The sequence below is a fragment of the Solibacillus sp. FSL R5-0691 genome (assembly GCF_037974225.1).
Lineage (GTDB): Bacteria > Bacillota > Bacilli > Bacillales_A > Planococcaceae > Solibacillus.
On record NZ_CP150231.1, the window covers coordinates 539,437 to 560,114 of the forward strand.

Here is a 20,678-nt window from a genome sequence, read left to right on the forward strand (position 1 = left end):
GTACATTTAGGGGGATTTGAAAATGGCATTTGAAAAATTAGCAGGACAAGACAAAGCAATTTTAGACGCAATTTTATTGGAGAAAAAACGTCAAAACACAAACATCGAACTAATTGCATCAGAAAACTTCGTATCGGAAGCCGTTATGGAAGCACAAGGTTCATATTTAACAAATAAATATGCAGAAGGTTATCCTGGCAAACGCTACTATGGCGGTTGTGAGCATGTGGACGTAGTGGAAAATATCGCGCGTGACCGTGCAAAAGAATTATTCGGTGCAGCATATGTTAACGTACAGCCACACTCAGGTGCGCAAGCGAACATGGCGGTTTACCATACAATCTTAAAACCAGGTGATACAGTACTTGGTATGAACTTATCACACGGTGGTCACTTAACACATGGATCACCAGTAAACTTCTCAGGTATTCTTTATAATTTCGTAGAATACGGTGTAACTGAAGATACAAACTTAATAGATTATGAAGATGTTCGTCAAAAAGCATTGGAATCTAAGCCAAAATTGATCGTTGCTGGTGCATCAGCTTATCCTCGTGCAATCGACTTTGCTAAGTTCCGTGAAATCGCGGATGAAGTTGGCGCATATTTCATGGTTGATATGGCGCATATTGCCGGCTTAGTAGCAGCGGGCGAGCACCAAAATCCAGTACCATATGCAGATTTCGTAACGACAACAACTCATAAAACGTTACGCGGTCCTCGTGGCGGTATGATTTTAACAAATGATGAAAAATGGGAAAAAGAATTAAATAAATCAGTATTCCCTGGTATTCAAGGCGGCCCATTAATGCATGTCATCGCTGCAAAAGCAGTATCGTTCGGTGAAGCATTACAACCGGAATTTAAAGATTACGCAAAACAAATTAAAGCAAATGCAGCGGCACTTGCAAAATCTTTAATGGATGAAGGTGTTGAGATCGTATCAGGCGGTACGGATAACCACTTGCTTCTATTAAATGTAAAATCTTTAGGTTTAACAGGTAAAGTAGCAGAGCATGTATTGGATGAAGTGGCGATTACTACAAACAAAAACACAATTCCATTCGATACAGAATCACCATTCGTTACATCTGGTATCCGTGTAGGTACAGCAGCTGTTACATCTCGCGGTTTCAAAGAAGAGGATGTAATCGAAGTAGGTAAAATTATCGCTTCAGTCCTTAAAAACCATGAAGATGCAGCAGTAAAAGAGGAAGCACGTAAACGTGTTGAAGCTCTTACAGCAAAATATCCTTTATACGCATAATTGAGTTTAAGCCCTCTATTTACAATATTGTAGATAGAGGGCTTTTTAATAAGAAGAAATAACGAATAGATAAGCAATTACAGGAGAATGCTACTTAAAGATAATATTTGTACTATTTTTGTATTATAAAAAGGGCAATTTTTAAAACATTCTTGTCATAGTTTTCGTTAACTTTATTTTCTGTTATACTGTGTTAGATAAACAACAGTTAGGAGATGTCAACGTGAGTAAAGTATACGTATTTGACCACCCATTAATCCAACATAAGTTAACTTATATTCGAGATAAAGAAACAGGGACAAAAGAATTCCGGGAGTTAGTTGACGAAGTCGCAACATTAATGGCTTTTGAAATTACTCGTGATTTACCACTGGAAGAAATCGAAGTGGAAACACCTGTTACAAAGGCGAAGGCAAAAGTATTATCAGGGAAGAAAATGGCGATTGTCCCAATTTTACGTGCGGGTATCGGAATGGTAGATGGCGTATTAAAATTAATTCCTGCTGCAAAAGTAGGTCATATTGGTCTTTACCGTGATCCGGAAACATTAAAGCCAGTAGAATATTATGCAAAACTTCCAGCAGATGTTGAAGAACGTGACTTCATTATTGTTGACCCGATGCTAGCAACGGGTGGTTCAGCTGTAGAAGCGATTAATTCACTGAAAAAGCGCGGTGCTAAAAGCATTAAGTTTATGTGTCTGATCGCAGCTCCAGAAGGTGTGGAAGAAATTCAAAAAAATCACTCAGACGTAGATATTTACATCGCATCTCTAGATGAAAAATTAAATGATCATGGCTATATCGTACCAGGCTTAGGTGATGCCGGGGATCGTTTATTCGGAACAAAATAATAAATAAACGAGACGTCCGTAAGCAGTTGCGGGCGTTTTCTATTAATGCGGCAAGTATACTAAACATTTGAAGTTAAAATTAATTATAGATTAGACAAGGAGAAGAATAATGACGAAGAAGTTTAAAGTTATGACGATTTTTGGAACACGTCCGGAAGCAATTAAAATGGCACCTCTTGTGCTGGAATTGGAAAAACATCCGGAACAAATCGAATCGATTGTTACTGTAACGGCCCAGCACCGTCAAATGCTTGACCAAGTGCTGGAAACTTTTGAAATTACACCGGACTATGATTTAAATATTATGAAAGACCGTCAAACACTGGTAGATGTTGCGACGAATGCACTTTTAGGGCTAGATCGAGTAATGAAGGAAGCGAAGCCTGATATCGTGTTAGTACATGGTGATACGGCGACAACGTTTGTTGGTAGTCTGGCTGCTTTCTACAATCAAATTGCAATTGGCCATGTTGAAGCAGGACTTCGTACAGGTCAAAAATATTCACCTTATCCTGAAGAGATGAACCGTCAGTTAACAGGTGTAATGGCAGACCTGCATTTTGCGCCAACTGAACAGTCTCGTGCCAATCTGTTAAAGGAAAACAAACCGGCAGAAGCAATTTTCGTAACGGGTAATACGGCAATTGATGCATTAAAAACAACAGTAAGTGACCATTACACACATCCGGTTATTGAAAAAATCGGTTCCGACCGCATGATTTTATTAACGGCACATCGTCGTGAAAATCTAGGTGAACCAATGCGTAATATGTTCCGTGCAATTATGCGTCTACTTAATGAGCACGAGGATGTTCAAGTAGTTTACCCTGTACACATGAATCCTGCAGTACGTGAAGTTGCCAATGAAATTTTAGGGGACAATCCGCGTGTTCATTTAATTGAACCATTGGAAGTTTTTGATTTCCATAATTTCGCTGCCCGTTCTTACATGATTTTAACAGATTCCGGCGGTGTTCAAGAAGAAGCGCCATCATTAGGGAAGCCGGTACTGGTTTTACGTGATACAACAGAGCGTCCTGAAGGGATTGCGGCAGGTACACTGAAACTTGCGGGAACAGATGAAGAAGTAATTTACAAAATGGCTAAAGAATTATTAGTCAATGACGAAGCTTATGAAGCAATGGCACATGCATCGAATCCTTATGGAGATGGATTTGCTTCCGAACGTATTGTGGAAGCATTAATGCAATTTGCTCAAAAGCAGTTAGTGGATGAAATTATCGAAAAAGCAGAGACTCGATAATCCAAATTCTTACTGAAATTTACTTTAAAATGAAATTGACAACAGGAGATAGCATTTTACTCCTGTTGTCAAGTATTAAATTCGACATTATTGCCGAAAAATTTTTTCTTGGATACAAAAAATGTATCGACACGGAAAAAACGCATGAAATAGCGAATTTTAGCGTTAGTGAAAAAATGCAAAAAATATTTATGCATAACTATACACAAATTTGTCAACAATTTGACAAGGAATGTATCTATGTGAAGTTTTTCACCATTACTAATTGACATCAAAAACCCCCTATTGTATGCTTACAAAGGGTAAGAATGATAAGAGTTTCGCCTAGTCAAAAGACGTTGAAACGCTTGTTATATCAAGTTTCTACTAGATTGACAGTTGAAACGAAACTCGTCAATTTGCAACGTTCTATGCGCCTGGATGAAGTCCGTGAAGATTAAGAGACACTTAGAAGTATGAAATGAATGTTCACAATAGGATTTTCCTGAAGTGGAATTATTTACTACTTGTAACGGCCTCTAATTTTGTAGTGCATTTACTACGTTTTAAATTCATTTAATGGTCGATGAACACTTTCTTTACTCGAAAAAAGTTTCAGGAGATTAACTGCCAATGCTAAATTTGCATCACGTTTTTGCAATGCAGAAGAAAGCGTTCTTTTTTTTGCTTGCTGTTTGTACGTTAGGCTGGGGATTTTCGCCATATGATTCTATATTTGCTGGTATAGCCCTAGGTGCGTTCTTTGGTACGTATAATTTTTGGATTTTACTTCGACGTATGGAAAAATTTGACCGTTCCATTAGTGAAGGGACAAAAGTAGCATCTATCGGTACAGCGCTTCGCTTTGGATCAGGTGTTGCCGCAGTCGCAATCGCAATATCGTTGCCACAATATTTTCACTTAATAAGCACGGTCATTGGGCTGATGATTCCGTACATCTTTTTAGTAGTAGAAAGAGTAGTACATCATATAAAAAGCCACTAAGGTGCATTTGAAAGAGAGGTGAATGCAAAAATGGATCATACAGCTCCAGAGCTAGATTTGGATTTAGGCTTTATGACGCTTACTTTCAACTTATCTACAGTACTAACTCTCTTAGTAGCTGCAGTCATCGTATTTATTATCGCGTTTGTATCAACACGTACACTTGCGTTAAAACCGACTGGTATGCAGAACTTCATGGAATGGGTTATGGATTTCGTGAAAAATATTATTAAGAGTAACATGGACTGGAAAACTGGTGGGCGCTTCCACATTCTAGGGATTACATTAATTATGTTCATTGCAGTGTCCAACTTACTTGGTTTACCAATGGGTGGTATTCTGTACGGCCATGATTTATGGTGGAAATCACCAACAGCCGATCCAGTTGTTACAATGACATTAGCTTCGATGGTTCTAGTTTTAACACAGTATTACGGCGTAAAAATGCAAGGTACTGGCGGTTATGCTAAAACATTCTTCCAACCAATGTCGTTTATGTTCCCGTTAAAAGTTATTGAAGAGTTTGCGAATACGTTAACTCTAGGTCTACGTCTTTACGGTAACATTTATGCCGGCGAGATTTTACTAACGTTACTAACTGGTTTAGCAGTTTCAAGTGCGTTTGGTTTCTTCGGTGCAATCGTACCAATGATGGCGTGGATGGGATTCTCGATTTTCATCGGATTTATCCAAGCTTTCATTTTCACAATGTTAACGATGGTATACATGGCTCACAAAGTGAGTACAGACCATTAATTATAAGTTCCCGCATTCAATGTAGTGCGGTAATTTGAACCAAAAAAAATTACAACATCCAAGGAGGATATTATCAAATGGTAGGTTCAGTAGGTTTATTAGCAGCAGCAATCGCAATCGGTTTAGCAGCACTAGGTGCAGGTATTGGTAACGGTTTAATCGTTTCAAAAACAGTAGAAGGTATCGCTCGTCAACCAGAAGCACGTGGCGCACTTCAAACTACAATGTTCATCGGGGTTGCATTAGTAGAAGCATTACCGATCATCGCAGTAGTAATCGCATTCATCGTAATGAACCAATAGTCTTCATAAAAAGATTATTAAAATCCAGTGGCGAAGTAGACTTCATTTGAAACCCTTCGCCATTCGTTTTGTGTAAATAAGATATACCCTATTTTATTTAATATTAAATACGAACAAAAAGTATGACAAAATATAGATTTTATTCAAGCTCTTGAAGGGAGTGAAACAATCGTGTTTTTAGACTATCTTGTACTAGGTGCAGGCGCTACTGGCATTAACTTAGGTGATGCTATTGCGACGTTAGTGATTTTCTTAGGTTTAATGGCACTTCTTAAAAAGTTCGCTTGGGGTCCTTTAATGGGTATCATGCGCGAGCGTGAAGAGTTAGTTGCAAGCGGTATCGATGCAGCTGAAAAAGCTAAAAAAGAAACACAAGCACTATTAGAAGAACAAAAGAGCCTTCTTAAAGAAGCTCGCACTGAGGCGCAATCAATTATTGAGAACGCTAAAAAGCAAGGCGAAGCAACTCGCGAAGAAATCGTGGTAACTGCACGCGCTGAAGCGAACCGTCTAAAAGAATCTGCTGTTCGTGATATCGAAGCAGAAAGAGAAAAAGCAATCGCTGCTGTACGTGAAGAAGTAGTTTCATTATCAGTACTTGCTGCGTCTAAAGTTCTTGGGAAAGAAATTTCTGAAGCAGACAATAGCGCACTAATTAAAGAAACGATTGCGAAGGCAGGCGAAGCGAAATGAGTCAATCGACTGTAGCAAATCGCTATGCTCAAGCAATTTACGAATTAGCATTAAGCAAAAACCTTCTTGCTGAAGTAGGTGCAGATTTACGTGAGATCAAAACAGTAGTAACTACAAACGAAGAGTTTATGGCATTACTTACTGCTCCGAAAATCTCTACTGACCGTAAGAAAGAGCTTATCGCTCAAATTTTAACGGGTGCACAGCCAATCGTTGTTAATATGGTTCAATTCCTAATCGAAAAGAAACGTCTTAACGAATTAACAGCTGTTGCAGACCAGTATCAAGCATTATCAGCTGCCGCTCAAGGCACTGCAGATGCTAAAGTATACTCTACGCGTGAATTAACTGATGGCGAACGTGCAGAAATTTCTGCTGCTTTCGGCAAGTTAGTCGGCAAAGGGCAACTTAACATTACAAACATTATCGATGCGTCATTAATTGGTGGCGTACGCGTTCAAATCGGCAACTACATTTTCGACAGCACTGTAGCGTCTAAGCTAGAGGACTTAAAACGAGTATTAGTTGGCTAAATCTTAAGAAATGTGAGAGGTGAACATACATGGGCATCAAAGCTGAAGAAATCAGCAGTCTGATTAAACAGCAGATTGAAGGTTATCAATCGGAATTAAAAGTAAGCGAAGTAGGTACAGTTATCACTGTTGGTGACGGTATCGCTCGTGCTCATGGCCTCGACAACGCCATGGCTGGAGAGCTTTTAGAGTTCTCAAACGGTGTTATGGGTATGGCACAAAACCTAGAAGAAGGTAACGTTGGTATCGTAATTTTAGGAGACTACCTAGGCATCAAAGAAGGCGATGAGGTTCGTCGTACAGGTCGTATTATGGAAGTACCAGTTGGTGAAGAACTAATTGGCCGTGTTGTAAACCCACTTGGTATGCCAGTGGATGGATTAGGTCCAATCAACACAACAAAATCTCGTCCAATCGAAAGTCCAGCTTTCGGTGTAATGGCACGTAAATCAGTACATGAGCCATTACAAACAGGTATCAAAGCGATCGACGCTTTAGTACCAATCGGTCGTGGTCAACGTGAGTTAATCATCGGTGACCGTCAAGTTGGTAAAACATCTGTAGCGATCGATACTATCTTAAACCAACAAGGCGAAGATATGATCTGTATCTACGTTGCAATTGGTCAAAAAGAATCAACTGTACGTAACGTAGTTGAAACTTTACGTAAACACGGTGCTTTAGATTACACAATCGTTGTAACTGCTTCTGCATCACAACCAGCTCCATTACTATACCTTGCTCCTTTCGCAGGTGTATCTATGGCAGAAGAATTCATGTTAGATGGTAAGCACGTATTAATCGTGTATGATGACTTAACTAAACAAGCATCAGCATACCGTGAACTTTCACTTCTTCTACGCCGTCCTCCAGGTCGTGAAGCTTACCCTGGTGACGTATTCTACTTACACAGCCGTCTACTTGAGCGTGCTGCGAAGTTAAACGAAACATACAAAAACGGTTCGATTACAGCGCTTCCATTCGTAGAAACGCAAGCGGGCGATATCTCTGCATATATCCCAACAAACGTAATCTCAATCACAGATGGTCAAATCTTCTTACAATCTGACTTATTCAACTCTGGTGTACGTCCAGCGATCAACGCCGGTTTATCAGTATCACGTGTAGGTGGTTCTGCTCAAATCAAAGCGATGAAAAAAGTAGCTGGTACATTACGTCTTGACTTAGCAGCATTCCGTGAGTTAGAGTCATTCGCTCAGTTCGGTTCTGACTTAGACGCAATCACACTTGCTAAATTAGAGCGTGGTAAACGTACTGTTGAAGTTTTAAAACAAGACTTAAACAAACCACTTAAAGTTGAAAAACAAGTTGCGATCCTTTATGCATTAACTAAAGGTCACTTAGATGATATTCCAGTACAAGACATCGTTCGTTTCGAAAACGAATTCTTAAGCTGGTTAGATACAAACCACACAAATGTTTTAGATCATGTTCGTACAACTAAAGAACTTGCTCCAGACGCAGAGTATGTTGAAGCAATTAATGCGTTCAAAAAGACTTTCGCTAAATCTGAGTAAGAATTGAACGGTTTTTCACGCACATTACTGTAGCGTGAAAAACTGGACAACTCTTTTTTAATAAGAGCTTGATAAAAATCTAAAGGTGGTGAAATACCAGTGGTAAACTTACGCGAAATTAAAGGTCGTATTAACTCTACAAAGTCAACGAAACAAATTACGAAAGCGATGCAGATGGTTTCTTCTTCAAAGTTACGTCGTGCAGAGCAAAATGCTAAGTCTTACGTTCCATACATGGAAAAAATCCAGGACGTAGTAGGCGCAATCGCAACAGGTACAAAAGACAGCGGACATCCAATGTTAACTACTCGCCCTGTTAAGAAAACAGCTTACTTAGTCATCGGTTCTGACCGTGGTTTAGCAGGTGCTTACAACTCAAGCATCTTACGTGAAGTACAAAGCACTATTGATAAACGTCACAAGTCGAAAGATGAGTACGTTGTTTTAGTAGTAGGTCGTGTTGTTCGTGATTACTTTGTAAAGCGTGGACACAATGTTATCGCAGATGTCGTTGCTCTACCTGACCAACCATCATTTGCCGATATTAAAGAAATCGCTCGTAATGCTGTTGGTATGTTCATTGATGGTACGTATGATGAACTTTATATGTACTACAATCACTTCGTATCTGCAATTCAAAACGAAGTGACTGTGAAAAAAGTTCTTCCTTTAACTGATATTGCACCTTCTTCAAGCAATGCTTCTTATGAGTTTGAGCCATCAGGCGAAGCGATTTTAGAAGTATTACTTCCACAATATGCGGAAAGCTTAATTTACGGCGCTTTATTAGACGGAAAAGCGAGTGAACATTCAGCGCGTATGACAGCAATGAAAAACGCTACAGACAATGCAAACGATCTTATTGCAGACCTTTCTCTACAATACAACCGTGCACGTCAAGCGGCGATTACACAAGAAATTACAGAAATCGTTGGTGGAGCTGCAGCCTTAGAATAGGCGCGCTCATCAACGTCGTATAAGAATACGATAGGAGGGTACAAAGTAATGAACAAAGGACACGTTCTTCAAGTAATGGGTCCAGTAGTAGACGTAAAGTTTGCTAATGGTCAATTACCAGACATTTATAACGCATTAACAGTTACAATTGAACGTCCTAACGAAGCACCGACTACTCTTGCATTAGAAGTAGCGCTTCACTTAGGTGACGATTCTGTTCGTACAATTGCCATGTCATCTACTGATGGTTTACAACGTGGAGCAGAAGTAACAAACTCAGGAGCACCAATCTCAGTACCAGTTGGTGAAGCTACATTAGGTCGCGTATTTAACGTACTTGGTGAAGTTATCGACTTAGGTGAAGAAATTCCTGCTGATGTTCGTCGTGATTCTATTCACCGCGAAGCTCCAACATTCGATCAATTATCAACTACTGTAGAAATCCTTGAAACAGGTATCAAAGTAGTAGACTTATTAGCACCATACATCAAAGGTGGTAAAATCGGTCTATTCGGTGGTGCCGGTGTAGGTAAAACAGTATTAATCCAAGAATTAATCAACAACATCGCACAAGAGCACGCAGGTATTTCTGTATTCGCGGGTGTAGGTGAGCGTACTCGTGAGGGTAACGACTTATTCTTCGAAATGACAGATTCAGGCGTAATCAAACAAACTGCGATGGTATTCGGTCAAATGAATGAGCCACCTGGAGCACGTATGCGCGTAGCTTTAACTGGTTTAACAATGGCTGAGTTTTTCCGTGATGAGCAAGGTGCAGACGTACTTTTATTCATCGACAACATTTTCCGTTTCACACAAGCAGGTTCTGAGGTTTCTGCCCTATTAGGTCGTATGCCTTCAGCGGTAGGTTACCAACCAACACTTGCTACAGAAATGGGTAAATTACAAGAACGTATCACATCTACTACAAAAGGTTCTGTAACTTCGATCCAAGCGATTTATGTACCAGCCGATGACTATACTGACCCGGCTCCGGCTACAACTTTCGCCCACTTAGATGCAACAACTAACCTTGAGCGTAAATTATCTGAGATGGGTATCTATCCAGCGGTAGACCCACTAGCTTCGACTTCTCGTGCATTATCACCAGAAATCGTTGGACCAGAACACTATGCAATCGCAACTGGTGTTCAACGTACAATCCAACGTTACCGTGAGTTACAAGATATCATTGCTATCTTAGGTATGGATGAGTTATCTGATGAAGATAAACAAACTGTAGAACGTGCTCGTCGTATCCAGTTCTTCTTATCTCAAAACTTCCACGTAGCGGAGCAATTCACTGGTCAAAAAGGTTCTTATGTACCTGTTAAAGAAACTGTTCGTTCATTCAAGGAAATCCTTGATGGCAAATGGGATCACTTACCAGAAGATGCTTTCCGTCTAGTAGGTTCTATTGATGAAGTAGTAGCGAAAGCTAAAGAAATGGGCGTACAAGTCTAATTAGCTGACGAGGAGGAAAAAATATGAAGACAGTTACAGTCAATATTGTCACTCCCGACGGCTCAGTATACGATTCAGAAGTAACGATGGTAATCGCTAAAACGACTTCAGGTGAAATTGGTGTCTTAGCTGGCCATATTCCTATGGTTGCTCCACTTACAATTGGTTCTGTGAAGCTTAAAAAAGCAGACGGCACTACAGATGTCGCAGCGGTTAGCGGTGGTTTCATTGAAGTTCGCCCTGAAAAAATCTCGATTTTAGCTCCTTCTGCAGAAGTTGCTTCTTCGATCGATGTTGCCCGTGCTAAAGAAGCTTTAGCTCGTGCTGAAGGTCGCCTTCAAAAGAAACAAGATGACATCGATTTCCAACGCGCGGAATTATCTTTAAAACGTGCGATGAATCGTATCAATGTTCATGAGGGTAATATCTAATGTTTAACAAGCGGGCAGATTCTTTCTGCCTGCTTTTTTTATAGTCATGAAAAAAACACAGGAAGTTAAACTGGCTGAAACACAAATCGCCAATATTTGAGGTAAGGTGTTTAAAAGGAGCGGGGAAAATGGATTTATATGTCGAGGCTGGCCAACAAGCAATCGTTAATGTATTAGCATATATTATATTTATAGGAATTGCCCTTTATGCATTACAAGGACTAAGAATCGAACAATTATTTAAAAAAGGGAAAACTTTTCAAATTCAGCTCTTTTATATTTTGACGAGTATTGTTATTGGTTCAATTGTAGCGGATTTCTTTTTAAACTTTTTAAGATGGTCGCAAACGATTCCCTATATTTTTAGTTAGTACAGGAAATAGCTGCGGTTTTATTTCTTGTAAAGGGGAATAAATGTTTGTTTTCCACTACAAGAAATAAAAATTTCCTAGGAAATATTACAGGTTTGCAAAGTTACATGTTTTGGGTAGTTATTAAAGGAAGATACTTTTATGTGAAAATTTGTCTATTCACACTAAATAGTTACGCTGCGTATTATAATTTAATAGCCTTTTTAAACAAATTAGCTTAAAATAGTAATTTGGGTGCTTGAATTGCCGCCCTAATAAATGTAGTATATTTTTGTGTGTAAATTGAGTCAAATGAAGTTTAAAATAATTTAAGTTTAATTGAACTTATTCCTTTATTATATGAGAATTGAATTCGGAGGGACGAATTGTGGAGAGAATTATTGTTACTGGAGGTCAGACACTAAAAGGCACAGTACGCGTTGAAGGCGCAAAAAATGCTGTATTACCGATTTTGGCTGCTTCTCTATTAGCTTCTAAAGATAAAAATATGATTAAAGATGTACCAAACTTAGCAGATGTGGGTACGATTGGTGAAGTGTTAAAAAGTTTAAACGCGATTGTCGAATACGATGTCGAGAAAAACGAAATGATGATTGATGCCTCTATGAAGCTATCTAGTGAAGCTCAATTTGAGTTTGTAAGTAAAATGCGTGCTTCCATTTTAGTAATGGGTTCATTATTGGCACGTAATGGCTATGCACGCGTAGCATTACCAGGCGGCTGTGCAATTGGATCTCGTCCAATCGAACTTCATTTAAAAGGCTTCGAAGCTATGGGTGCAGAGATTTCCTTTGGACATGGTTATGTCGAAGCTAAAGTAAAAGGTGAACTAAAAGGCGCAGAAATCTATTTAGACTTCCCAAGTGTTGGGGCTACTGAAAACATTATGACAGCAGCATCTTTAGCAAAAGGGACGACGATTATTGAAAATGCAGCGAAAGAGCCTGAAATAGTTGATTTGGCAAACTTTATTAACGCTATGGGCGGCCGTGTAATTGGTGCCGGTACTGATACGATCCGTATCGAAGGCGTTAAAGAATTAAAAGGTTGCGAACATTATATTATTCCAGACCGTATTGAAGCCGGAACATTTATGGTAGCGGCAGCGATTACTCGTGGAGATGTTTTAATCGAAAACGCCGTACCAGAGCATATGACAGCACTAACTGCAAAAATGCGTGAAATGGGCGTAGAAGTTATCGAAGAAGATGAAGGTATCCGTGTGCGCGCAAATGACCCGTTAAAAGCGGTTGATATTAAAACGATGCCACACCCAGGTTTCCCGACAGATATGCAATCACAAATGATGGCATTAATGTTAACGGCAAACGGAACAAGTATCATCACAGAAACAGTTTTCGAAAACCGTTTCATGCATGTTGAAGAATTCCGTCGCATGAATGCTGATGCAAAGATCGAAGGGCGTTCTGTATTCATTGAAGGCGGCAAAAAACTTCAAGGTGCCGAAGTATCAGCAACAGATTTACGTGCAGCAGCTGCACTGATCTTAACTGGCCTAGTATCTGAAGGCGTAACACGTGTTACAAAGTTACACCATTTAGACCGCGGTTATGTTGATTTCCACAAAAAACTAGCTTCTTTAGGTGCAATGATTGAACGCATCGACTTAGAAGAAGAAGTATTACAAGAAATCGTTGTGACAGTTTAAAAACTAGATTCATATAAACATATAAAGTATTCAGAAAGTGAGATTTACGCTTTCTGAGTGCTTTTTTGTTTTTGGGGATTACAATCGGACGATAATGTAGAATGATCCATGGAGAAAGTGGAACATAGCGCTGCAAAAGGAGAACGAAGCACTCTATAAGTAGAAAGTTCCGCAAGTAATGGAGAACAATCCACCTCAAAAGTAGAACCCACAGCTAGTAAAGTAGAATAACCCCATTCAAAAGTAGAGTCCTTTTATATCTCACACTGTAGAACTACTTCCAAATTCGGCTCCGCAAAAAATAGAAATTCTCTCTCCGAATTGAACTCATATTCTTCCTGTGTGTTCATATACTGTCTCATGAAAAAAATTATCATTTTCTTTATCATTGGCGTCCTATTGTTTTTAGTCCCATTCACTTTAAAATCTAAAAAACAAAACTCCATTATTGAACAAACTGAATCTACTTCTTGTCCTTTATTTATTAAAGTGAATAATACTGATGTTCCAATTGAAGATTATTTAATTGGTGTAATTGCAGGGGAAATGCCGGCAAGTTTCCATATGGAAGCTTTAAAAGCTCAGGCGATTGCCTCCCGAACTTATGTATTGAAGCAGACCAATTACGGAAAAAAGCCGATTCTCACAACGACAGCCCATCAAGTTTACAATGATCAGCAATTACGAGAAGAAAAATGGAAAACTACCTTTGCCGAAAATGAAGAAAAAATAACAGAGGCCGTCAAACAAACCGCCAACCAAATTCTTACCTACAATGATGAACTGATTACAGCCATGTTTCATGCATCATCCTTTCAATATACCGAGTCCGCGGAAAACTACAGCGGAAATCCGATTCCCTACTTAACAGCAACCACTTCGCCTGAACAATTAAACCAAGAACAGACTACCTATACATTTGAAGAGATCAATAAAAAACTTAAACAGAATTTCTCGAAGGCTCAGCTTCAAAACGCAAAGCTGCAGCGAAATGACACAAACCGCATCGAGCAAATTACAATTAATAAAAAAACATGGTCTGGCAGAGAACTGCGCACACTTTTAAACTTGCGCTCAACGAATTTCACATGGGAACCGTCAGCAACCGGTATAACGATTAAAACTTATGGATACGGGCATGGAGTAGGTATGAGCCAGCACGGCGCAAATACGATGGCACAGGGGGGAATAACGGCGGAAGATATCCTTTCTCATTACTATCCATCGACAACAATAAAATCGATAAATTATTGTAAAAAATAATGTTTAACTTTCCAATTTCTTGTACACACTTCCATTTGAGGTGATGAATATGAGAGAAGTTAAACAAAAGCCTTCTCAGAAACCAGTTATGCAAAGACGGTGGTTTTGGCCGGCTGTATACGGTGGTATGGCAGTAATGATTGTGGCAGTTATTTTTAGTTTTAATGCATTGTACGAAAGTCAGAACGAGCAGGAATTGATGGAAGAAGTTTCTGCACCGGCCGATCAGTCGATTGTTCCAACAACAGCGACTGTTACGGAATCTTTGAAGTATCCATTCAAAGAAGAATACTTAAATGAAGTAACGATTTTACAGGATTTTTATGACGTATCAAAAGATGAAGCGACACGAGAAAACTCATTGCTTGTATTTAATCAAGTGTTCACGACATCTACAGGCGTCTCTATCGCAATTAACAGCGAGCCTTTTGAAGTTGTTGCTGCAATGAGTGGTGAAGTGACAGAAGTAAAAATGGATGCATTTACAGGTAACAGCATTACAATTACACATCCAAATGGTATGCAAACACGTTATAACTCCGTGGCAGATATTCTTGTAAAACAAGGTGATCAAGTTACACAAGGCGATCAGCTAGCTACTTCACAAGAAAATGAATGGAATCCAAACATTGGCGTTCATTTACACTTTGAAGTAATGGAAGATGGTGTACTGGTGGATCCGAACAAATATTTATCCTTTTGATTATTTAGCGAAATGGATGAATTCGGATATATTTTTAGTAAGTTAACAACGAATCCTGCAATCTACTTCGAATAATTAAGAGCCTACTCACATAAGGTGAAATATTAAGAAGCAAGGCTCTTTAGATTAGACGTAGAGAGGGAGAGGACGTGCACGAACATATTCGGCAACGCTGCGTTCGTTTGGGTGAACTGTTGGTAGAGACAGGTGAAACCGTGCGTGCACTCGCGAAAATGACGGGATTCTCTAAAAGTACTGTACACAAAGATTTGACAGAGCGGCTAAAACAAGTGAATGAACCACTTGCGCTACAAGTACAACAAGTTTTAACCTATAACAAATCGATTCGCCATTTACGCGGTGGTGAAGCAACACGTAAAAAGTGGATTACAAAGCAACAAGAAAAAAGCATTTAGTCTGTTTTTATAACAACTAAATGCTTTTTTTAGTGCTTTTCACTTTATATTTTTACCATTTTAAACCATTATAAAGGAAAATCCTTCCCACAATATTGATGTAATTCAACACTGTATATGATAAAATAACTAAGATAGACATATATAGAATCGTATGCATGTTCAAATGGGCGGAAGGAGAATAAAGAAACATGTTTTCTAAAGATATTGGGATTGATTTAGGTACTGCAAATGTGCTGATTCATTTAAAGGGCAAAGGAATTGTTCTGAATGAGCCTTCTGTAGTAGCGATCGATAAAAAGACAAATAAAGTACTGGCAGTCGGTGAAGAGGCACGTCAAATGGTGGGACGTACACCGGGTAATATTATCGCAATTCGTCCATTAAAAGATGGTGTAATTGCAGATTTCGATGTAACAGAAGCGATGTTAAAACATTTTATCAATAAATTGGACGTTAAAGGTTTCTTATCAAAGCCGCGTATTTTAATCTGCTGTCCGACAAATATTACTTCGGTTGAGCAAAAAGCAATTCGTGAAGCAGCTGAAAAATCAGGCGGTAAAAAAGTCTATTTAGAAGAAGAGCCAAAAGTGGCAGCAATCGGCGCAGGTATGGATATTTTCCAGCCAAGCGGTAATATGGTCGTTGATATCGGTGGAGGTACAACGGATGTAGCAGTATTATCGATGGGTGATATCGTAACGAGCGAATCGATTAAAGTTGCCGGAGATGTATTCGATAATGATATATTGCAATACATAAAGAAAGAATACAAGCTGTTGATCGGCGAACGTACAGCAGAAAACATTAAAACGACAATCGGTACAGTATTCCCAGGAGGACGCGATGATGAGATGGAAATCCGCGGTCGTGATATGGTTACGGGCTTACCGAGAACAATTGAAATCAATTCAGAAGAGATTGAGCATGCATTGCGTGAATCGGTTAGTATGATTGTACAGGCAGCAAAAGATGTCCTGGAAAAAACACCACCTGAATTATCGGCCGACATTATCGATCGGGGCGTTATTTTAACAGGCGGCGGCGCATTACTTCATGGCATCGATCAGCTGTTAATCGAAGAGCTGAAAGTACCTGTATTTGTTGCAGAAAACCCAATGGACTGTGTGGCAGTTGGAACTGGAATTATGCTGGACAATATCGATCGCGCGGTAAATAAATAAATTATATTACTTATAATTATCAGTTTTTGGTCGATAAATGATAAATACAGCATAATTAGAGGTGAATTGAGTGTTTAAAGGTTTTTATACAGTAGCTACAGGAATGGTTGCACAACAACGCAAAACCGAAATTTTAACGAATAATATGGCCAATGCCAATACACCAGGTTTTAAATCAGACCAAACGACAATCCGTTCTTTTCCGGATATGTTGATGTCGGCAGTAAATTCGACAACAATTCCGACTGAAAACGGATTTACATTAAAAAATCTTAATCCGGTTGGCGCGGTGAATGCAGGTGTTTATTTACAGGAAACGATGCCAAACCAAGCACAGGGTCAGATTTATTCAACTGGTTTAAATACAGATATCGCACTGATCAACAGTTCGATGCCAATTGACGAAACATCGGGAAATTCAGGGCAAATTTTCTTCCGCTTAGAAAATGAATCCGGAACAGAAAGCTATACACGTAACGGGAATTTCACGCTGGACGGGCAGGGGAACTTGGTAAACCCTCAAGGACTATTCGTATTGGACGCGAACGGTGAACGTCTGCAATTTGATAACGACAATATTCGCATCAGTTCAGACGGGGCGATTTTTGACGAAAATGATGTACAGGTCGGAACATTAGGTGTCGCATTTTCTGAAAACCCGGACGTACTTGTGAAGCGCGATAATGGATTGTTTAATACATTGGATGGCGCCGATCTACCGTCAGCCTATGGACAGGAAAATGTCCAGTTTTCGATGCAGCAGCAATATTTAGAAGGCTCCAACGTAGATGCCTCTAAAGCAATGACAGATCTGTTAACGGCATACCGCGCATTTGAAGCAAATCAAAAAGTACTGCAGGCATACGATAAGAGTATGGAAAAAGCAGTTAATGAAATTGGACGAGTTAATTAATAAGGAATAGCGATTATTTTCATTAACTGTCGAATTTTTGTATAATTAAGGAGGTGCGGGAAATGTTACGTACAATGGTAAGTGCGACGAATACATTATCTCAAATACAGCATCAGTTGGACACAATCAGTACAAATATCGCAAATAGCAATACTACAGGCTATAAAGCACAGCAGGCAAATTTTACGGAAATGCTGTATCAGCAATTTAATAATGACGAATTAGACCGCACTGTCCGTGATACACCAGTAGGCATTCGTTACGGTGCCGGTGCACAGATCGGATTAATCCAATCGAATCAGGCACAAGGCTCACTGCAGGAAACAAACCGCGATTTAGACTTTGCCTTAACAAAAAAGAACCAATACTTTAATGTGTTAATGCAAAATGATGAAGGCGACGTGCGAACTGCATACACGCGTAACGGTAGCTTTTATGTAACACAGACTGAGCCTGGCATCCTTTCACTCGTGAATAGTGACGGATATCAAGTAGCAGATGCAAATGGACAGCCAATTACATTCCCGGATAATGTAACAGGCTTTACGATGGATTCGGATGGTTCATTGGTGGCAAACTATGAAAATGGTACACCGCTAAAGTTCCAGCTTGGGATTTCTGAACTGCAAAAACCAAACGTAATGGAAAAACTGCAAGGCGGGACATATATTGGGTTGCCGGAAAATCTGGATGCACTCGGCTTCACGCAAGCGCAAGTACTGACAGATCTGCAAGGTGCCAATCGTCAAGTGGGTATTCAAAAAGGTGCACTTGAGATGTCGAATGTAGATGTATCTAAAGAGATGACAAATTTAATTCAAGCACAGCGTTCATATCAATTTAATACACGTGCGATTACAATTGCAGACCAAATGCTTGGGTTAATTAACGGTATTCGCTAAACGTGCGACATTGTTAAGGAGAAGTTTTATGACAAATGATTTCGAAACACAGACGGAGCAAAAAGAGCCTGCAGCCAAAAAGACGAGACGACGCGTAAAGAATGTTTCGGAGCCAACGACGACAGATCAGCCTGTCGGTAAGGTCCGGCTTCGACTGATTCCTATCTGGCTACGAATAATAATCGTAATTCTATTATTTTTAGTAGCGGTAATTTTAGGACTCGTTATTGGTTACAGCGTTTTAGGGGACGGCGCAGCATCCGATGTTTTAAAGTGGGAAACATGGCAGCATCTTCTCGATATTATAAATGGTAAGGAGTAGAGGGATTGTCGGGAAGCCATTTCCGAGCAATCCCTTTACAGTGATTAAGCAAAAAAAGTTTAGTTTACTAAATTGGATTGGAGCAACAGTCTGCTGAAATTCCAGGCTCTTTCTCCAATATTTGCAGCGCTTTACCAAAACATACATAAAAATAAATGAATATCTACATAATATTAAAGAGGAAACAAGGGGGATTTTTTTAATGTTAAACGCAGAGCAAATTCAAAATATATTACCGCATCGCTATCCATTTCTATTAGTTGATCGCATTCTTGAAATCGAAGAAGGAAAGCGCGCACTTGGATTGAAAAATGTATCGATCAACGAAGAATTCTTTAATGGACATTTTCCTGGCTATCCAGTAATGCCGGGTGTCCTCATTGTCGAGGCACTTGCGCAAGTTGGCGGTGTTGCCTTATTAAACGCACCGGAATATAAAGGACGTCTAGTATTTTTAACAGGGATTGATAGTTGCCGTTTCAAGCGTCAAGTCGTACCGGGCGATCAGTTGAAGCTTGAAGTGGAATTTTTGAAATTGCGCGGACAAATGGGGAAAGGCCACGGTACTGCGACAGTAGATGGCGAGCTAGTTTGTGAGTGCGAGATTTTATTTGCAATTGGCCCTGTTCAGCCAAAATAAGGCGATTTGCAATTGAAACTCAAAGGTTATAAAATATAAAGGTTAAAGGAAATCTTTAACTTCTTTAAGCAGAAGTCTCCCAATGAGATAAGATAGGTGTGGGACGATTGCCAGTGTTCACCTTTTATGGGTTTTCATTTGCCTGTAAACAATGAGCGAAGTTTGGCTTTAAACGTAGGAGGTTTTAAAATAGATGTATAAACAACTGTCTTCAGGCGTAAAAATTAGTATTACACGATCAATATCGACGTCGTTTGAAGCTTATTTAGCAAGCATTGGTTGGGATGAAGAAAAATTTTCAATGGAAGACTATATGGCAAGCTGGCAAAAGTATTTTAAAGAAAATGCCGCTTGGATTGATAAAGTGCCGGCAGACATTTTACTGAGTCCTGAATTTCATGAAGAAATTGCTAAGAAAATGGATGAAGTCATTGCTAAAATTTTAAGCGAAGAGCCAACAGAAAAGCAAAAGCAGGAAATTGCGGAATTACAGAAACAATTAGGTACAAATTACAAATTTGACTGTAAAGCCGAAGCTGCTTATGTTGAACAGCTCTTAAAAGATAAATTGAAATAAACCCTATTTTTTTCTAGGATAGATCCTTCTTTTCCCGGGCACTATATGTACGATCACTCGAAGTGATTGACTCATGATTGCATATGGGAAAGGAGGGAATTTTTTATGCGAAAATCAGCACTACTTGTCGCACTTTCGCTTGGTTCACTGTTATTTCTCTCAGCGTGTAATACAAATGACAACGCAGGGGATGACAATCTAGGGAACGATGTCGAAAACGGTGTTAACGATGTAATGGACGACACACGTGACGTTATCGACGACACGGTAGATACAGTCGATCCAGACGGCCAAAGTGGTCAAAATGGCAACAACGGGAATGTAAATGAGGGCACGATTCAAGACTCAAATGTCCCGGATGGTTCAAGCGGTCCGAATGGTGACAATGGCGCAACAGCACCAGGCGCTCCTTCAGTAAACCAAGAAGATATCATTGAAGACCGTGCAGACCGAAAAGATAAAGACAAAGTGGATAATCACTAGTCGAATGAAGAAATCAGTGTTCACTTATGGTGGGCACTGGTTTTTTTGTTTTAGTTGACGGGCGGGGTGCTGGGATCGGGGGGATATTCGCCACTTTTAAGCTGTTATTCGTCAATTCTGATAGGGTAATCGCCAATTCTGGTAGGATAATCGTCAATATAAAATTTTTATATCCAATTTGATTTCGTTAATC

24 protein-coding genes are annotated in these 20,678 nt (G+C 39.5%); all 24 read left to right on the top strand.

The genetic code is table 11. The features are described from left to right. Nucleotides 1–22: 22 nt before the first annotated feature. Entirely contained in the window at nt 23–1,267 is a 1,245-nt protein-coding gene (glyA, locus tag MKY51_RS02705) for a serine hydroxymethyltransferase (protein ID WP_339175137.1), read from the top strand. Between the two features lie 223 nt (nt 1,268–1,490). Next, nucleotides 1,491–2,120 carry a uracil phosphoribosyltransferase gene (gene upp, locus MKY51_RS02710; RefSeq protein WP_251689856.1) on the top strand — a complete coding sequence of 210 codons (630 nt, stop codon included), beginning with the start codon at nt 1,491–1,493 and terminating at the stop codon, nt 2,118–2,120. Between the two features lie 109 nt (nt 2,121–2,229). After that, nucleotides 2,230–3,384, top strand: coding sequence for a UDP-N-acetylglucosamine 2-epimerase (non-hydrolyzing) (wecB, locus tag MKY51_RS02715; protein ID WP_339175139.1), 1,155 nt, complete (start codon nt 2,230–2,232; stop codon nt 3,382–3,384). Nucleotides 3,385–3,996: 612 nt separating this feature from the next. Beyond that, a complete protein-coding gene (locus MKY51_RS02720; protein ID WP_251689854.1) occupies nt 3,997–4,368 on the top strand; it encodes an ATP synthase subunit I in 372 nt (123 codons plus the stop codon). A gap of 30 nt (nt 4,369–4,398) precedes the next feature. Further along, complete coding sequence (gene atpB / locus MKY51_RS02725) at nt 4,399–5,124, top strand: F0F1 ATP synthase subunit A (protein WP_339175141.1); 726 nt, start codon at nt 4,399–4,401, stop codon at nt 5,122–5,124. A gap of 77 nt (nt 5,125–5,201) precedes the next feature. Beyond that, nucleotides 5,202–5,426: a F0F1 ATP synthase subunit C gene (atpE, locus tag MKY51_RS02730; protein ID WP_008404451.1), complete on the top strand. Its 225-nt coding sequence runs from the start codon at nt 5,202–5,204 to the stop codon at nt 5,424–5,426. A gap of 171 nt (nt 5,427–5,597) precedes the next feature. After that, nucleotides 5,598–6,119: a F0F1 ATP synthase subunit B gene (gene atpF, locus MKY51_RS02735; RefSeq protein ID WP_339175142.1), complete on the top strand. Its 522-nt coding sequence runs from the start codon at nt 5,598–5,600 to the stop codon at nt 6,117–6,119. Next, the gene (locus MKY51_RS02740; protein ID WP_079524649.1) at nt 6,116–6,652 is read left to right on the top strand and encodes a F0F1 ATP synthase subunit delta; all 537 of its coding nucleotides are present in this window, start codon (nt 6,116–6,118) and stop codon (nt 6,650–6,652) included. The genes atpF and MKY51_RS02740 overlap by 4 nt, the downstream gene beginning before the upstream one ends. Before the next feature lie 29 nt (nt 6,653–6,681). After that, the gene (gene atpA, locus MKY51_RS02745; protein ID WP_339175143.1) at nt 6,682–8,190 is read left to right on the top strand and encodes a F0F1 ATP synthase subunit alpha; all 1,509 of its coding nucleotides are present in this window, start codon (nt 6,682–6,684) and stop codon (nt 8,188–8,190) included. A 99-nt stretch (nt 8,191–8,289) separates the two neighbouring features. Next, the gene (atpG, locus tag MKY51_RS02750) at nt 8,290–9,147 is read left to right on the top strand and encodes an ATP synthase F1 subunit gamma (RefSeq protein ID WP_339175144.1); all 858 of its coding nucleotides are present in this window, start codon (nt 8,290–8,292) and stop codon (nt 9,145–9,147) included. 48 nt (nt 9,148–9,195) lie between these two features. Beyond that, complete coding sequence (gene atpD / locus MKY51_RS02755) at nt 9,196–10,611, top strand: F0F1 ATP synthase subunit beta (protein WP_079524652.1); 1,416 nt, start codon at nt 9,196–9,198, stop codon at nt 10,609–10,611. Nucleotides 10,612–10,634: 23 nt separating this feature from the next. Beyond that, nucleotides 10,635–11,042 (top strand): F0F1 ATP synthase subunit epsilon, encoded by a 408-nt coding sequence (locus MKY51_RS02760; RefSeq protein WP_339175146.1) that lies wholly within the window; start codon nt 10,635–10,637, stop codon nt 11,040–11,042. A 128-nt stretch (nt 11,043–11,170) separates the two neighbouring features. Next, nucleotides 11,171–11,413: a DUF1146 family protein gene (locus MKY51_RS02765; protein ID WP_339175147.1), complete on the top strand. Its 243-nt coding sequence runs from the start codon at nt 11,171–11,173 to the stop codon at nt 11,411–11,413. Between the two features lie 367 nt (nt 11,414–11,780). After that, nucleotides 11,781–13,082 (top strand): UDP-N-acetylglucosamine 1-carboxyvinyltransferase, encoded by a 1,302-nt coding sequence (gene murA, locus MKY51_RS02770; protein WP_251689849.1) that lies wholly within the window; start codon nt 11,781–11,783, stop codon nt 13,080–13,082. A gap of 360 nt (nt 13,083–13,442) precedes the next feature. After that, nucleotides 13,443–14,345 (top strand): stage II sporulation protein D, encoded by a 903-nt coding sequence (gene spoIID / locus MKY51_RS02775; protein ID WP_339175148.1) that lies wholly within the window; start codon nt 13,443–13,445, stop codon nt 14,343–14,345. Between the two features lie 49 nt (nt 14,346–14,394). Beyond that, nucleotides 14,395–15,048 carry a M23 family metallopeptidase gene (locus MKY51_RS02780; RefSeq protein ID WP_339175149.1) on the top strand — a complete coding sequence of 218 codons (654 nt, stop codon included), beginning with the start codon at nt 14,395–14,397 and terminating at the stop codon, nt 15,046–15,048. Nucleotides 15,049–15,197: 149 nt separating this feature from the next. Next, nucleotides 15,198–15,464, top strand: coding sequence for a sporulation transcriptional regulator SpoIIID (locus MKY51_RS02785; protein WP_008404436.1), 267 nt, complete (start codon nt 15,198–15,200; stop codon nt 15,462–15,464). Between the two features lie 191 nt (nt 15,465–15,655). Further along, nucleotides 15,656–16,648, top strand: coding sequence for a rod shape-determining protein (locus tag MKY51_RS02790; protein WP_339175150.1), 993 nt, complete (start codon nt 15,656–15,658; stop codon nt 16,646–16,648). Between the two features lie 70 nt (nt 16,649–16,718). After that, on the top strand, nt 16,719–17,561 hold the full coding sequence (locus MKY51_RS02795) for a flagellar hook-basal body protein (RefSeq protein WP_339175151.1): 843 nt from the start codon (nt 16,719–16,721) through the stop codon (nt 17,559–17,561). A gap of 62 nt (nt 17,562–17,623) precedes the next feature. Then, nucleotides 17,624–18,463 (top strand): flagellar hook-basal body protein, encoded by an 840-nt coding sequence (locus MKY51_RS02800; RefSeq protein WP_339175152.1) that lies wholly within the window; start codon nt 17,624–17,626, stop codon nt 18,461–18,463. 28 nt (nt 18,464–18,491) lie between these two features. Beyond that, complete coding sequence (locus MKY51_RS02805; protein ID WP_339175153.1) at nt 18,492–18,785, top strand: DNA-directed RNA polymerase subunit beta; 294 nt, start codon at nt 18,492–18,494, stop codon at nt 18,783–18,785. 202 nt (nt 18,786–18,987) lie between these two features. Continuing rightward, on the top strand, nt 18,988–19,425 hold the full coding sequence (gene fabZ / locus MKY51_RS02810; RefSeq protein ID WP_339175154.1) for a 3-hydroxyacyl-ACP dehydratase FabZ: 438 nt from the start codon (nt 18,988–18,990) through the stop codon (nt 19,423–19,425). 193 nt (nt 19,426–19,618) lie between these two features. Then, nucleotides 19,619–20,002, top strand: a complete 384-nt coding sequence (locus MKY51_RS02815; RefSeq protein WP_339175155.1) for a hypothetical protein — start codon at nt 19,619–19,621, stop codon at nt 20,000–20,002. 105 nt (nt 20,003–20,107) lie between these two features. After that, nucleotides 20,108–20,485, top strand: coding sequence for a hypothetical protein (locus MKY51_RS02820; RefSeq protein ID WP_339175156.1), 378 nt, complete (start codon nt 20,108–20,110; stop codon nt 20,483–20,485). Nucleotides 20,486–20,678 lie beyond the last annotated feature (193 nt).

Excerpts from the sequence above, each read along its gene's own strand:
- glyA (WP_339175137.1), top strand. The coding sequence starts at position 23 with ATGGCATTTGAAAAATTAGCAGGACAAGACAAAGCAATTTTAGACGCA.
- wecB (WP_339175139.1), top strand. The coding sequence starts at position 2,230 with ATGACGAAGAAGTTTAAAGTTATGACGATTTTTGGAACACGTCCGGAA.
- MKY51_RS02720 (WP_251689854.1), top strand. The coding sequence starts at position 3,997 with ATGCTAAATTTGCATCACGTTTTTGCAATGCAGAAGAAAGCGTTCTTT.
- atpB (WP_339175141.1), top strand. The coding sequence starts at position 4,399 with ATGGATCATACAGCTCCAGAGCTAGATTTGGATTTAGGCTTTATGACG.
- atpE (WP_008404451.1), top strand. The coding sequence starts at position 5,202 with ATGGTAGGTTCAGTAGGTTTATTAGCAGCAGCAATCGCAATCGGTTTA.
- MKY51_RS02740 (WP_079524649.1), top strand. The coding sequence starts at position 6,116 with ATGAGTCAATCGACTGTAGCAAATCGCTATGCTCAAGCAATTTACGAA.
- atpA (WP_339175143.1), top strand. The coding sequence starts at position 6,682 with ATGGGCATCAAAGCTGAAGAAATCAGCAGTCTGATTAAACAGCAGATT.
- atpD (WP_079524652.1), top strand. The coding sequence starts at position 9,196 with ATGAACAAAGGACACGTTCTTCAAGTAATGGGTCCAGTAGTAGACGTA.
- MKY51_RS02760 (WP_339175146.1), top strand. The coding sequence starts at position 10,635 with ATGAAGACAGTTACAGTCAATATTGTCACTCCCGACGGCTCAGTATAC.
- MKY51_RS02765 (WP_339175147.1), top strand. The coding sequence starts at position 11,171 with ATGGATTTATATGTCGAGGCTGGCCAACAAGCAATCGTTAATGTATTA.
- spoIID (WP_339175148.1), top strand. The coding sequence starts at position 13,443 with ATGAAAAAAATTATCATTTTCTTTATCATTGGCGTCCTATTGTTTTTA.
- MKY51_RS02780 (WP_339175149.1), top strand. The coding sequence starts at position 14,395 with ATGAGAGAAGTTAAACAAAAGCCTTCTCAGAAACCAGTTATGCAAAGA.
- MKY51_RS02790 (WP_339175150.1), top strand. The coding sequence starts at position 15,656 with ATGTTTTCTAAAGATATTGGGATTGATTTAGGTACTGCAAATGTGCTG.
- MKY51_RS02800 (WP_339175152.1), top strand. The coding sequence starts at position 17,624 with ATGTTACGTACAATGGTAAGTGCGACGAATACATTATCTCAAATACAG.
- MKY51_RS02805 (WP_339175153.1), top strand. The coding sequence starts at position 18,492 with ATGACAAATGATTTCGAAACACAGACGGAGCAAAAAGAGCCTGCAGCC.
- fabZ (WP_339175154.1), top strand. The coding sequence starts at position 18,988 with ATGTTAAACGCAGAGCAAATTCAAAATATATTACCGCATCGCTATCCA.
- MKY51_RS02815 (WP_339175155.1), top strand. The coding sequence starts at position 19,619 with ATGTATAAACAACTGTCTTCAGGCGTAAAAATTAGTATTACACGATCA.
- MKY51_RS02820 (WP_339175156.1), top strand. The coding sequence starts at position 20,108 with ATGCGAAAATCAGCACTACTTGTCGCACTTTCGCTTGGTTCACTGTTA.